Genomic DNA, 14431 nt, shown 5'->3' with positions numbered 1-14431 from the left:
ACTATATTTTTAAACGTTCCGGTTTTTAGGGAAGATTACAATTTTATTTAAAATGAAAAATTCAATTTTAAAAGGAGCGTTAAAATCCTTTAATGAAAAAAAAGAGACTTCTAAAGATTTTGAGGTTATTACTTCTTTACAATCTATCAAAGGAGGTAAAAACGAAGACGATATTGTTCTTGGATGTTCTCAATGTAAGAAAAAACAAAATTAAACAACAAATGAGTAGGGTTATTTTTTAATAACTCTACTTTTAAATTTTAAAAAATTAAAACATGAATTTTGTAACATCTAGGTATTTAGCATTCTCAGAATCTTTTGAGGAAAAGGATAAGTTTAAAAGAATTATTTATTCTACTAGAACTTCTCTAACTGCACTCATTGACGAAAATATTTTTCAAAAAATATTAAAAAATGATTTCAGTAATATAGATGATAAATTATTAAATTCTCTATTTTCCATGGAAATTATTATTCCTGAAAATGAAAACGAGTTTAATGAAATTATGATTCAAAACAGCTCTATGGTTGATAATATTCATCATCTGGATCTTACTATACAACCTACAGCAAATTGTCAGTTAGGATGTCATTATTGTGCTCAAAAACATTCTAAAAATAATATGGAAAGTGATGTTTATGACAAAACATTGGAAAGAATTAAATCAAAACTTGAGTCTTCTAAATTTAAAAACTTATTTGTTAATTGGTATGGAGGAGAGCCTTTAAACGCTCTTTCACAGTTAAAAAAAATGAGTACAGAAATCATTAATTTATGTAAAATTAACAATGTTGAATATCATAGCTCTATCATCACAAATGGATTAAGTTTAAAGCCTAATATTTTTAAAGAACTTTATCTTAATCATAAGATATGGAATTATCAAATAACTTTAGATGGGACTGCTAAACATCATGATACACGAAGAATTACAAAAAAAGGAGAAAATACATTTGATATAATTTTTAATAATATTATTAATATTATTAACTTAGATTACTATCAAGAAGAAATAAAAGACCCTATTCTAATAAGAATTAATATTGATAAAACTAATTTGGATAGTATAAAACCTTTAATAGACTTATTTGCAGAAAATAATGCACAAGGAAAAATACAATTTAGTTTTGCTCCTATTGTTGATTGGGGAGATAAAAAATATGGTACAATAGATGGATTTACAAAAAGAGACTTTGCAGATATAGAAATAGATTTAATGTTATATGCCCATCAAAAAGGTTTTTTAATCAATACTTCTTTAACTCCAAAAAGAGAATATATGCCTTGTATGGTTGTAGCTAAGGATTCTGAAGTCTTTGATGCTTTTGGTAATGTATATCCTTGTTATGAATTCACTTACACTCCTGCATATAATGATGACAAACATAAAATAGGAAATTTATTAAATGAAAGTTTTGTTCCTAATGAGTTGGCAACTACTCGAAATTGGTATAATGATATAAAAAAAGAGGGTTTTTCTACCTGTAATAAATGTGAATTACTTCCTGTTTGTGGAGGAGGATGTGTTAAAAATTGGTATAATGATGAAACTGGATGTCCTAGTTTTAAATTTAACTTTAGTGACAGATTACTTATTGATTACTTAAATAAAAATAATGCTTTAGTTATATAAAATGAATTATTCAAATAAACTTTATAGAACAATAGAAAATACAATAGATTCGTTTGATACAATAGAAAATTTTGATAGGGAGAATGTATTTACAGAATTAATACAGTTTTCAAAATCTGTTTCAAGCCAAGAAGATATTTTTAAGATGTATTTTGTTTTTAATAAATATAATAAAATTCTTCATTTTCTAAGAAATGGAAATAATGTTTTGGCAGAGTATAATTTGAAATATCTTGTTGATAAAAACATTACTTATTCTAATGAATTATCAAAATTATCCATTGATAGTTTATATTTTCCAGTTGTAGCCTATTATTTCTACAAAAAAAATGATTATTTAAATGCTAAAATAAATTTAGATAAATCATATGCTAAATTTGATATATTATATAAGAAAGGTTATAAAAATATTATTTTTAATTTTGTTGAGCAAAAAATAAATGAATTCAGAATTCTTATCTATCAAAAGCGTTATGATGAATCCATAATATTTATTAAAAAGTTATTCCAAAATATTATATCTGATAATCATTTCTATCATTTTGATTGTATCTTTAAAAAAACTTGTTCAGATGATGATGAACTAATTTCTTATATCAATTATATCATTGATATATGTAGTAATTATTTAATTCTTGATGAAGGTGTAATTAAAATAAATGATAAAAATACCTTAAACTTTATAGAAGTCTTGTATGATGTTTTTTCTAGTTATGATGTTAAGAATATAAAATTTTCATTAGAAGCTATGAAGTTAATTATCAATGATAATATAGAAGATTTTTTTAATTTTATTATTGAAAATAATAATAGTGTCTTAAATAGAAATACAGCTTTTAGTTTTATATATATATATTATAAAATTATTTTAAACTATTTATATAACACTGATATATTACTATATAATAAATCTATAGAACTTTTTTCTAAAAAAAATAATTTTGACTCATATAAATATTTTATTGAAAAACTTCTACAAGATGAAAAGAATTTTAAATTTTATACTTATTAAATTTACGTAGTGTATTTTATTTCTCAACACGATGAAATGGATTGCGGTCCAGCTTGTTTATGCATGGTTTCAAGTTACTATGGCAAAAAATATTCACTTCAATATATAAGAGAAAATTCTTTTATAACTCGTGAAGGGGTTTCATTATTAGGAATTACAGAAGCTTCTCAAAAAATTGGTTTTGATAATCTATCTGCAAAACTAACTATTGATGCTCTAAAGAAAAAAAAAGAATCTTTTCCTTGCATTCTTCATTGGAATCAAAACCATTTTGTGGTATTACGAAAAATTACTAAAAGTTTTTTTTCAGATAAATATATATATCATTTGTCAGACCCTGCCCATGGATTAATAAAAATTGATGAAATAAAATTCAAAAAGTATTGGATTTCAGATAGTAACAAAGGGATAGCATTATTTTTAGAACCCACAAAAGAATTTTATAAAGCAGTTCCTCCTATCGAAGATAAAGTAAATTTTAAATTATTATTTAGGTACCTTAAACATTTTAAAAAGCAGTTATTTTTAATGTTTTTCATGCTAATGTTAGGAAGTGGTATTACACTAATTTTTCCTTTTCTAACTCAAAATCTTATAGATAAAGGAGTTAATGAGAAAAATATTAACTTCATTATTGTTATATTGTTAGCACAATTGAGTTTATTTTTAGGTTCTACAACTATTGAAGTAATAAGAAATTGGCTCATGTTATATATGGGTACAAAATTGAGTATCAATATTATTTCAGATTTTCTTAAAAAATTGATACAGCTGCCCATTAATTTTTTTGATACTAAGTTGATGGGAGACTTTAACCAAAGGATTCAGGATAATGAAAGAATTGAGCTATTTTTAACATCTCAAAGTTTAGTAACTTTTTTTTCAATAATAACTTTTGCAGTTTTCTTTGGAGTATTATGGCATTATGACTTTAAAATTTTATTAATTTATATCTCTTTGACAATTATTTCTATTCTATGGTCTTTTTATTGGCTAAGAAAACGAAAAATATTGGATTATTTTAGATTTCAGGAAAAAAGCAAAAATCAAGGATCCATATATGAAATTATTAATGGAATCACAGAGATAAAATTAAATCAATTTGAGGACTTTAAGCTCAAAGAATGGAAAAAAATACAAAATAATCTCTTTAATGTAAATATAAAGATTTTGAAACTTGACCAAATACAAATATTAGGATTTGATTTTGTTAATCAATTAAAGAATATTATTGTAACATTTTTGGCAGCCACTTTTGTTGTGCATGGAAAAATGACTTTGGGAGAATTGTTAAGTGTCTCCTATATAATAGGACAAATGAACTCTCCTGTTAATCAGTTAGTTGGTTTTTTTAGATCACTTCAAGATGCTAAATTGAGTTTAGAAAGACTAAATGAAGTTCAAAACCATCCTACAGAAGAAGAATCAGAGCAAGTACAATTAAATCTTAATTCTTATCAAAACAATGGAATTAAATTAAATAATATAAGTTTTCAATATGAAGGTTCAAAATCACCCTATGTTTTAAAAAAAATTAATTTATTCATTCCTGAAGGGAAAGTTACAGCTATTGTAGGAGCAAGTGGAAGTGGCAAAACCACTCTAATGAAATTATTATTAAAATTCTATAAACCAACAGAAGGAAATATATTTTACAATGACATTGATATTAATAAACTTTCAGCAAAAAATATCAGAGAAAACTGTGGTGTTGTTATGCAAGATGGATTTATTTTTTCAGATACTATAGAAAGAAATATAGCTACAAGAGATGAAAATATTAATAAAGAAAATCTCAACAAAGCATTACATACTGCGAATATAAAAGATTTTATTAACTCTTTACCTTTAAAATATAATTCAAAAATAGGAGCATCAGGTAATGGTATTTCAGGAGGTCAAAAACAAAGAATATTAATTGCAAGGGCAGTTTATAAAAACCCTCATTATGTTTTTTTTGATGAAGCTACAAGTGCCTTAGATGCAGATAATGAAAAAATAATTCATGACAATTTACAAGATTTTTTTAAAAGCAAGACAGTAGTAATAATCGCTCATCGCTTATCTACAGTTAAAAATGCAGACCAAATTATTGTGCTCAAAAATGGAGAAATTGTTGAAATAGGTAATCATCAGGAATTGATAAATAATAAAGCTGACTATTTCCATTTAGTTAAAAATCAATTAGAATTGGGTAATTAATAATGAACAGATATTATTTTAATTTTCAAATGTATACGTATTGTATACATTTGAAAATTAAAAACTTCATAAAACACTAAATATAAATGTATTAAAACACCTCGGTAGTATATCAGAAGTGTTGTTATACTACAAAACACTTATTACAGTCATTTAACAATAAAATAATCAACCTCGATAATAGATAGTATTCTATTATCGGGTATTTTTATGTCCTTAAAATACCTAAAATCAATTCATCTGATAACCTTGTGTATCAAAGTGTTGGTATAAACTTTTTGCATAAATTACACCTTACAATATATGACAAAATCAATCTTTACTACTGAAAATTAAACAAAAATAGTTCCTGTAAATCTTCAGCAAAAAGTGGACATCTAAGACCTAAAAAATAAGTTATAGTTTTTAATAAAAAACGTTAACTTTAATTATGGCAATTTCAAAAAAGAAAACCCCAGAGAAATTTGTAAAAGATATCCGTAATAATACACGTCGGATTTTTACAGCCTAGCAAAAGATATTAATCGTTATGGAAGCTTTATGAGTAGAGACTTCTATTGCCGAATTGTGTCGAAAATACTCGATTTCCCAATCACAATTTTATAAATGGAACAAAAAGTTCTTAGAAGCTGGTAAAAAACGTCTTTCAGGAGACATTTCCAGAGAAGCAACCAGTGATGATGTACTCGAATTGCGTAAAGAAAATCAGCGTCTCAAAGAAATTGTAGCTGATTTGGTTGTTCGCTATGATATCGTAAAAAAAACCTTGAATTCGTTGGATTAAATGATAAATTTAAGAAATATATGCGATTGTCAGCAAGCCAAAATACGAGATTATTGAAGTTGTTACACGTTCAGAAATCGGTGTTAAACGGACTTTGGATGAGTTTGGTATTTCCAGAAGTACATTTTACAAATGGTATTCTAATTATCTTGAAAATGGATTTGAAGGTTTAGAATCAAAACGTCCATCTATTCATCGAAAATGGAACAGTATTCCCGAATCTCAGAAAGATTTGATTGTAGAATTAGCCTTAGATTATCCAGAATTATCGGCTAGAGAATTAGCATTTAAAATGACGGACGAATTAGGTATTTTTATTTCAGAATCGAGCGTTTATCGGATATTAAAGCAAAGAGATTTGATTTCTGCACCCAATCATATCTTAATTTCAGCAGCAAATGAATTCAACGACAAAACCAATTTTGTGCATGAAATGTGGCAAACAGATTTTACATATTTCAAGATTATTGGTTGGGGATGGTATTATTTGAGTACTATTTTGGACGATTACAGTCGCTATATTATTCATTGGGAGTTGTGCAGCTCGATGAAGGCTGAAGATGTAAAAAGAACCGTAAAAAAGGCAATTGAAAAGGCTCAAATTAAAACCAAACAGAGACCAAAATTATTGTCAGACAATGGACCTTGTTATGTTTCAAATGAATTAAAAGATTATTTGAAAAATACTCAAAAAATGAAACATATACGAGGAAAACCGCTTCATCCTCAAACGCAAGGAAAAATTGAACGTTATCATAGAACAATGAAAAATGTGGTAAAACTGGATCATTATTATCATCCTGAGGAACTAATTTTTGCCCTCGAACATTTTGTCGAAAATTACAACAATCGTAGATATCATGAGGCTTTGAATAATCTAACTCCTGCCGATATGTATTTCGGAAGAGCAGATAAAATATTGGAAAAAAGAGCAATTATTAAACAAAAAACAATCGCTAAAAGAAGGCAATTGTATTTTCAACAAAAAATTATAAATTTATAAAAAAAACACTCTCTTAATTTTTTAACTGAAATGTCTCATTTGTTTTGAAAACGTACAGCCATATATTTTATAATCTATTTCGTGTGAATTCATTTTTTTAATTTTACTAATTAGTCGACAAAATTCGTAATTCGTAACAGTTCTTATTTAAAATTAGTATTAAATATGAACCAATGAGGTATATTCTTTTTTTGAAAGTAAACAATCCGTATTTTTGTTTAACTTGAAAAAGTATTATGGCAGATATTAAAATTACAATTATAGATAGAGAAGGTGTTTCGCATGAAGTTGACGCGCCTACTGATATGAATATGAATATCATGGAGCTTGTGCGCGCCTACGAATTAGCACCAGAAGGAACCATTGGTATTTGTGGTGGAATGGCGATGTGTGCCTCTTGTCAATGTTATGTGTTGACTCCAGAAATTCAATTACCAGAAATGACGCCTGATGAAGATGCAATGTTAGCAGAGGCATTTAATGTGAAAGATAATTCACGTTTAGGTTGTCAGTTACATCTTTCGGATGAAATGGATGGATTGGTTGTTGAATTAGCACCAGAATATTAAATTTTAGTTTTACGTGGTACGTTATAAGTTCTACGTCACAATTTTGTTATTATCGTTTAGCGTAAAACGTTTAGCGTAAAACGTTTAGCGTAATACTTAAAACTTATTAAATGAATCAATTAGATAAAAGACTTTTTTTGTTAGATGCTTATGCCTTAATTTTTAGAGGATATTATGCATTTATCAAAAATCCACGAATCAACTCAAAAGGTTTCAATACATCGGCAATTATGGGATTTACGAATTCCTTGTTCGATGTCATTCGACGTGAACAACCAACGCATTTGGCGGTTGTTTTTGATGTTGGTCAAGCAACAGTTCGTACGGTAGATTATCCTGAATATAAAGCAAATCGTGATGAAACGCCAGAAGCCATTCGTCAAGGCGTTCCGTATATTCAAGATATTTTACGAGCGTTAAAAATTCCAGTACTTTTCGCCGAAGGTTACGAAGCAGATGATGTGATCGGAACATTAGCACAGAAAGCAGAGAAAGCTGGTTATACAACTTATATGGTGACACCCGATAAGGATTTTGCGCAATTGGTAACGGAAAAAATTAAAATGTATCGTCCTGCTGCAAATGGAAAAGGTGTTGAGATTTGGGGAATTGAAGAAGTAAAAGAAAAATTTGAAATCGACGATCCAATTCAAGTTATCGATTACCTTGGAATGATGGGTGATGCTGTGGATAATATTCCAGGTTTACCAGGTGTTGGAGCAAAAACGGCAAGTAAATATTTGAAAGAATTTGGATCATTGGAAAACCTTTTAGCGAATACAGATAAGCTGAAAGGGAAAGCTAAAGAAAAGATTGAAGAGAATAAAGAGCTTGGAATTCTTTCGAAGAAATTAGCAACGATTATTACAGATGTTCCTGTAGAATTTGATGAAGAAGATTTAACGGTTTGCCCGCCAGATATAGAAAAAGTTACTGAACTTTTCACGGAGTTAGAATTCCGTCGTATGTTAGAAACGGTTTACAGAATTTATGGTTTGGATGTTTCGGGAATTATCAAAGAAGCGCAAGAAGAAATTTCTGCGGCAAGTCAGATTTCTTCGAATCAAGTGCAAATGGCTCAACAATCATTGTTCGATTTTACGTCTGATGAAGAAATCGTTCCACAAAATTCAGCTTTTACAGATATTTCAACAACCAATCATTTGTATCAATTAATCGATACGAAAAAAGGAAGAGAATTATTGTTGAGAAATATTCTGAAACAAAAAGAAGTGACTTTCGATACAGAAACAACTTCTTTGGATGCGTTAGAAGCAGAATTGGTCGGGATTTCGTTTTCTTGGGAAAAAGGAAAAGGTTATTATGTGCCTTTTTCAACAGATTTTGAAGAAACAAAAGCAATTATCAACGAATTTAAACCATTTTTTGAAGATGAATCAATTTCGAAAATTGGTCAAAATCTAAAATATGATATTAAAGTTTTAAACAAATATGACATTGTTGTTTTAGGTCAAAATTTTGATACGATGATTGCGCATTATTTGATTAATCCAGATATGCATCACAATATGGAAGTGTTGTCAGAAACATATTTGAGTTATCAACCAGTTTCACTCGAAAGTTTGATTGGAAAAAAAGGAAAGAATCAAAAGAATTTCCGTGATGTTCCGTTGATGGAGCAAACCGAATATGGAGTAGAAGATTCTGATATTACAAATCAGTTGAAAAATCTTTTCGAACCAGAATTAATCAAATCAAATACACACAAATTATTCACTGATCTTGAAATGCCATTGATGCAAGTTTTGGCTGATATGGAATTGGAAGGTGTTAATTTGGATGTTCCGTTCTTGAAAGAACTTTCGGTAAAACACGAAGCGAAATTAAGAGAATTAGAAGCAAAAATTCAGGAAGATGCTGGAGAAGAATTCAATCTTAATTCGCCAAAACAATTGGGAGAAATCTTGTTTGATAAATTACAATTAGATCCAAAAGCGAAGAAAACTAAAACTGGTCAGTATGCAACAGGAGAAGAAATTTTATCAAAACTGAAAGATAAGCATCCAATTATCAATGATATTTTAGAGTACCGTCAATTACAAAAATTAAAATCGACTTATATTGATGCGTTGCCAGAATTGGTGAATCCAAAAACTGGTCGCGTGCATACAACATACGCGCAAACGGTTGCTGCAACGGGACGTTTGTCTTCTGTAAATCCGAATTTACAAAACATTCCGATTCGTTCAGAAGAAGGTCAGCAAATTCGTAAAGCCTTTGTTGCGCGAGATGAAAATCATGTGATTATTTCTGCCGATTATTCGCAAATTGAATTGCGTTTGATTGCACAAATGTCACAAGATCCTGCAATGGTAGAAGCTTTCAAACATGGAGAAGATATTCACGCTTCTACTGCCGCAAAAGTTTTCAATGTAGCTTTAGATGAGGTGACGCGTGAACAACGTAGTCAGGCAAAAACGGTGAATTTCGGAATTATTTATGGTGTTTCGGCTTTCGGTTTGGCAGATCAAGCGAATATTTCTCGTAAAGAAGCCAAAGCATTGATTGATGCGTATTATGAAACTTACCCAACGTTGAAAGCGTATATCGAAAAACAAGTTGAGGTGGCTCGTGACCAAGGTTTTGTAGAAACGTTAATGGGACGTCGCCGTTATTTGAAAGATATCAATTCGAGAAATGCAGTAGTGCGTTCGCATGCTGAGCGAAATGCTGTAAATGCACCAATACAAGGAACTGCGGCTGATATCGTGAAAATGGCAATGATTCAAATTCAGAAAGAATTGAAGAAAAATTATAAAACCAAAATGATTTTACAAGTGCATGATGAGTTAATTTTTGATGCACCAAAAGATGAGGTTGAAAAAGTTTCTGAATTAATCAAATCGACTATGGAAGCTGCAATGCAAATGGATGTTCCGTTGATTGCAGAAGTCGGAGTAGGAGCGAATTGGTTAGAAGCTCATTAGAAAAATATTATTTACAATAATTATAAAGCGTTACTTTTTAGTAGCGTTTTTTTTTGTTAAAATATCTATAAAATATTCTGATTAACAAATTCTTAACGAGATTAAAATATATCTTTAATTCATTATTGATTTTAAATTATATGAATAAAATATTTTACTTATTTACATTGTTTACGATTTGCTTAAATGCGCAAATTGTAAATTTAAAAATATTAGATCTTTCTGATAATTTTCCATTGGACGATGCCGATGTATATTTCAAAAATTCAACAAAGAATTTTATTTCGGATATGGAAGGAAAAGCTATTGTTGATTTGAGTAATGTTTCGCAAACAGATGAATTAATCGTGTCGAAAAAAGATTACCAAGATGCAGTAATCAAAGTTTCAGATTTGAAATCAGATATGGTCGTTAAACTTGAGAAAGTATCCGAAGTTGAGTTAAAAGAAGCTTTTGTAACGAACCTGAAAACTGAAGATATTTTGAAAAAAGTTTACGATAATTATGACAAAAATTTTAAGGTTGATGAATATTATTTCTTAGTCAATTTTCAACAAAATTTATTATTTAACAATATCTATCAAGATTTTATTGATACAAATTTACAATTCAAATTCAAACGTGGTGATTTGAAAATCAAGTCGAACGGAATTGTGAATAATGAAATAAAAAGTGGTTGGCAACCAAATGCAAATATAAAATTATCAGAATATTTGAAGAGCTATTATTTGAAAGATGTTTATATTCAGTTATTTGTGAATAAACTAAATGATAAGTCTTTATTAGAAAATAATTTAACTATAACAAAATATGCTGATTCTTTTGTTTATGAAATTCACTTGAAAACGAGTTCAACTGATTATTATTTAATTATTGATAAGAAAACATTTGCAGTGATAGAATTTTCTTTAATATCTTATAATCGTGATAAAGAAGTTTCTCCCAATAATTTTTTGCGTGAAGGAAAAGTTTTTTATAAATATCGTCCTCATAAAGGGAATTGGGTTTTGAAGGAAACTTCTGCAATTTGGAATGTGACTTATGAAAAAGAAAATGAAAAAACCGATTTAGACATGAATTTTAGTATAATTGTGAATGATTATAGTTTAAAACCTTTTCCTGAATTCAACAAATCGGTGAATGAGAAAATGGACATTCGTAGAAGTTTTAAATAATCGATTTATGAAGAAGATATTTTACTTATTTACATTGTTTACGATTTGTTTAAATGCGCAAATTGTAAATCTAAAAATATTAGACCTTTCTGATAATTTACCACTTGATGATGCCGATGTATATTTCAAAAATTCAACAAAGAATTTTATTTCGGATATGGAAGGAAAAGCTATTGTTGATTTGAGTAATGTTTCGCAAACAGATGAATTAATCGTGTCGAAAAAAGATTACCAAGATGCGATCATCAACGTTTCTGATTTGAAATCTGAATTAACAATTAAACTTGAAAAAGTATCCGAAGTTGAATTAAAAGAAGCTTTTGTAACGAATTTAAAATCTGAGGATATTTTGAAAAAAGTAATTGAGAATTATGATAAAAACTTTAATACAGAACAGCATTTTTATAAAGTAAACTTTGTACTTGATGCAATAATGGATTCTGTTAATAGAGATATGATTGATGTTGATTTACAGTTCCGTTTCAAAAAAAATAATTTAAAAATACATTCAAATAATGTTGTGAATAGAAGAATTGTTGGAGAAGGAAGGCAATTAACATCATTGTATCATATGAATGAATATTTTAACCATATTTCTTTGTTGGAATTTGTCAAGAAAATGCAAGAAAGAACATCTGAAAATAAATATGACGAAAAAGTTATCATTTCTAAATATGCAGATAAGTACATGTATGAGATAGAATTGAAAAATCCAAAAGTTAATTTTGTTTGTAATTTTCTGATTGATAAAGAATCGTTTGCAATTGTAGAAAGTTTTACGAAAAGAGAAAATGAACATTCTGAGAAATTTGGATATACAATCCATAATAATGAGGTGATGTATAAATACAGACCCTATCAAAATAAATGGATTTTAAAGGAGAGTTTTAGAAATTGGAATTCAACTTTCTTGGAGAAAGATAAAAGTCAACATACAAATGACATGAAAATAAAGCTCGAAGTCAAAGATTTTAGCATACAACCATTTCCTGAATTCAACAAATCGGTGAACGAAAAAATGGATATTCGTAGAAGCTTTAAATAAAAAAAATCCAAGAAAATTATTTCTTGGATTTTATATTTTATTCAGTCTTTGGTTTGCGAACCACAGGTAAAATTTCACCTTTTTCTAAGCAATATTTTTGAACATCTTCCGACGGAATTTGTTTTGTGTAATCTACTTTTTCGACGATAAAACCTACATCTTCCAAACGTCTGTAATAATCTAAACCATAGACACGAACGTGATCGTATTGTCCAAATTTTTCTTTACGTTCTTCTTTTGTTGTAACCGTTGGATCTTCGTACGTTACATCACGTTGATACGAAATCGGAACTTGCAGAATTCCCCAACCTCCTGGTTTCATGACACGAAATAATTCGCTCATCGCTTTGTGATCGTCAGGAATATGTTCCAAAACGTGATTACAAAAAATGATATCAAATGTATCATCACCAAAAGGTAAATCGCAGATATCTGCTTTTACATCTGCCAAAGGCGATTCTATATCACTTGTGATGTATTCTAAATTCTTCATCGCACGAAAACGTTTGATAAAAGATTGCTCTGGAGCAATGTGCAAAACTTTTGCTTTTTCAGTAAAGAAAGACGTTTCATTTTTTAGGTACAACCACATCAAGCGATGTCTTTCTAATGAAAAAGTTCCGGGTGAAAGTACATTATCACGCTGTTTTTCGTAACCATAAGGCAACAAACTATAATAACCTTGTCCATCAATTGGGTCTACGAAGCGATTTCCTTTCATAAACCAAACTAAAACAGGACGAATAATATAACTACCTTGTATTAATAAAGGACGAGGTAGAATATTCATAATTTTTTTTAAAAGCTTTTTCACAAAAGTTTTCTTAAGGTTTGAATAAAAATGGTTTTTCTTCGTCAGATACGATTCCTAAAGCATCGTAAATAAACTGATAAGTTGACAATAATTTTGGTTCGCCATCTACCACACAAACATCGTGTTCGAAGTGAGCCGAATATTTATCATCGCGCGTTGTAACCGTCCAGCCATCTGGATGAAAGAAGACTTTTTCAGTTCCCATATTTACCATTGGTTCAATAGCTAACACCATTCCTTCTTCAATTTTTTTACCAGATCCACGACGTCCATAATTAGGAACTTGCGGTTCTTCGTGCATTTTACGACCTAATCCGTGTCCAACTAATTCACGAACGATTCCGTAACCTTCTTTTTCACAATATTGTTGAATTGCAAAACCGATATCACCTACGCGATTACCTTTTTTCATTTGTTCTATTCCTTTGAACATAGATTCTTTTGTAATGCGTAATAATTTTTCAGTTTCAGCATCTACTTCACCAACTGCAAATGTATAAGCGTGATCTCCGTAAAAATCATTCATATAAACACCACAATCTACCGAAACAATATCTCCTTCGTTAAGTGGTTCATCGTTTGGAATTCCATGAACAACTTGTTGATTTGGAGAAATACAAAGGTTTTTAGGGAAATCGTACATTCCTAAAAATGCGGGATACCCACCATTGTCGCGAATAAATTCGCCTCCTAATTTATCTAAATGATTGGTTGTAACACCAGGCATTACTTCTTTGGCTAACATACCCAAGGTTTTTGAAACCAATTGAGCGCTTAGGTACATTAGTTCTAATTCTTCTTTACTTTTTAAATGTATCATAATCCGAAAAATCCTCTTTTCTTTTTCTTCTCAGGAGCTTTTTGTCCGTTTGCGTGAACACTTAATTCAATCTTTTTTGTAATGATTTGATAAACGTCACTCCAACCTGGGAAACCTCCTAAATTTCTATCGTCGATAAAGATATCGGCATTTATTTTTCGACTTTGCGTATTTTTATCAAAATCCTCTCCGTCAAAACTATTGTTGATGGCATAAAACTCAATTCCATTTTTTTTACAGAATTCTACAGCCTCATCTAAGTATTTACCACTACGATAAGTCCATAAAGTAAGGCGATATCCGTCGTTTTGTAATTGTTTCAATGTTTCGAAAGCGAAGATTTTAGCTTTTCCAATTTCTGGATATTTATCATCTACCACAGTTCCATCAAAGTCAACAGCAATAATTTTATTAATCATGTTTGT

At 29.2% G+C, this 14431-nt stretch carries 11 protein-coding genes and 1 pseudogene; 9 read left to right on the top strand and 3 right to left on the bottom strand.

What is annotated here, in order from left to right; all coding sequences use genetic code 11:
• The first annotated feature begins 52 nt into the window (after positions 1–52).
• The 9 genes and pseudogenes from B3M86_RS07905 (at position 53) to B3M86_RS07865 (ending at position 12372) form a co-directional block, all read left to right on the top strand.
• Positions 53–214 carry a hypothetical protein gene (locus B3M86_RS07905; RefSeq protein WP_291066497.1) on the top strand — a complete coding sequence of 54 codons (162 nt, stop codon included), beginning with the start codon at positions 53–55 and terminating at the stop codon, positions 212–214.
• A gap of 61 nt (positions 215–275) precedes the next feature.
• Positions 276–1634, top strand: coding sequence for a radical SAM/SPASM domain-containing protein (locus B3M86_RS07900; protein WP_291066495.1), 1359 nt, complete (start codon positions 276–278; stop codon positions 1632–1634).
• 1 nt (position 1635) lies between these two features.
• A complete protein-coding gene (locus B3M86_RS07895) occupies positions 1636–2646 on the top strand; it encodes a hypothetical protein (protein ID WP_291066493.1) in 1011 nt (336 codons plus the stop codon).
• 9 nt (positions 2647–2655) lie between these two features.
• A complete protein-coding gene (locus B3M86_RS07890; protein ID WP_414646625.1) occupies positions 2656–4848 on the top strand; it encodes a peptidase domain-containing ABC transporter in 2193 nt (730 codons plus the stop codon).
• 430 nt (positions 4849–5278) lie between these two features.
• Positions 5279–6635 (top strand): annotated as a pseudogene (locus tag B3M86_RS07885) (IS3 family transposase).
• Between the two features lie 236 nt (positions 6636–6871).
• Entirely contained in the window at positions 6872–7204 is a 333-nt protein-coding gene (locus tag B3M86_RS07880; protein ID WP_180905218.1) for a 2Fe-2S iron-sulfur cluster-binding protein, read from the top strand.
• 110 nt (positions 7205–7314) lie between these two features.
• Positions 7315–10152, top strand: coding sequence for a DNA polymerase I (polA, locus tag B3M86_RS07875; RefSeq protein ID WP_291076220.1), 2838 nt, complete (start codon positions 7315–7317; stop codon positions 10150–10152).
• A 140-nt stretch (positions 10153–10292) separates the two neighbouring features.
• A complete protein-coding gene (locus B3M86_RS07870; RefSeq protein ID WP_115001891.1) occupies positions 10293–11327 on the top strand; it encodes a hypothetical protein in 1035 nt (344 codons plus the stop codon).
• 7 nt (positions 11328–11334) lie between these two features.
• Entirely contained in the window at positions 11335–12372 is a 1038-nt protein-coding gene (locus B3M86_RS07865; protein ID WP_125349799.1) for a hypothetical protein, read from the top strand.
• Positions 12373–12409: 37 nt separating this feature from the next.
• Here the strand turns inward: B3M86_RS07865 and B3M86_RS07860 are convergent, their stop codons facing one another.
• Genes B3M86_RS07860 through B3M86_RS07850 form a run of 3 tightly spaced genes read right to left on the bottom strand, consistent with a single transcriptional unit; the run spans position 12410 to position 14425 of the window.
• Positions 12410–13162, bottom strand: coding sequence for a class I SAM-dependent methyltransferase (locus B3M86_RS07860; RefSeq protein ID WP_115001888.1), 753 nt, complete (start codon positions 13160–13162; stop codon positions 12410–12412).
• A 34-nt stretch (positions 13163–13196) separates the two neighbouring features.
• Positions 13197–14006, bottom strand: a complete 810-nt coding sequence (gene map / locus B3M86_RS07855; protein WP_125349798.1) for a type I methionyl aminopeptidase — start codon at positions 14004–14006, stop codon at positions 13197–13199.
• Entirely contained in the window at positions 14003–14425 is a 423-nt protein-coding gene (locus B3M86_RS07850) for a BT0820 family HAD-type phosphatase (protein WP_115001885.1), read from the bottom strand. The genes map and B3M86_RS07850 overlap by 4 nt, the downstream gene beginning before the upstream one ends.
• Positions 14426–14431 lie beyond the last annotated feature (6 nt).

The organism is Empedobacter sp. UBA6305, assembly GCF_002440405.1.
GTDB classification, from domain to species: Bacteria; Bacteroidota; Bacteroidia; order Flavobacteriales; family Weeksellaceae; genus Empedobacter; species Empedobacter falsenii_B.
The sequence above is the reverse complement of the archived record's forward strand: the minus strand, read 5'-3'. Positions and strand labels throughout refer to the sequence as shown.

Bases quoted from the DNA above. Each gene is read 5' to 3' on its own strand.
- B3M86_RS07905 (WP_291066497.1), top strand. From the start codon at position 53: ATGAAAAATTCAATTTTAAAAGGAGCGTTAAAATCCTTTAATGAAAAA.
- B3M86_RS07900 (WP_291066495.1), top strand. From the start codon at position 276: ATGAATTTTGTAACATCTAGGTATTTAGCATTCTCAGAATCTTTTGAG.
- B3M86_RS07895 (WP_291066493.1), top strand. From the start codon at position 1,636: ATGAATTATTCAAATAAACTTTATAGAACAATAGAAAATACAATAGAT.
- B3M86_RS07880 (WP_180905218.1), top strand. From the start codon at position 6,872: ATGGCAGATATTAAAATTACAATTATAGATAGAGAAGGTGTTTCGCAT.
- polA (WP_291076220.1), top strand. From the start codon at position 7,315: ATGAATCAATTAGATAAAAGACTTTTTTTGTTAGATGCTTATGCCTTA.
- B3M86_RS07870 (WP_115001891.1), top strand. From the start codon at position 10,293: ATGAATAAAATATTTTACTTATTTACATTGTTTACGATTTGCTTAAAT.
- B3M86_RS07865 (WP_125349799.1), top strand. From the start codon at position 11,335: ATGAAGAAGATATTTTACTTATTTACATTGTTTACGATTTGTTTAAAT.
- B3M86_RS07860 (WP_115001888.1), bottom strand. From the start codon at position 13,162: ATGAATATTCTACCTCGTCCTTTATTAATACAAGGTAGTTATATTATT.
- map (WP_125349798.1), bottom strand. From the start codon at position 14,006: ATGATACATTTAAAAAGTAAAGAAGAATTAGAACTAATGTACCTAAGC.
- B3M86_RS07850 (WP_115001885.1), bottom strand. From the start codon at position 14,425: ATGATTAATAAAATTATTGCTGTTGACTTTGATGGAACTGTGGTAGAT.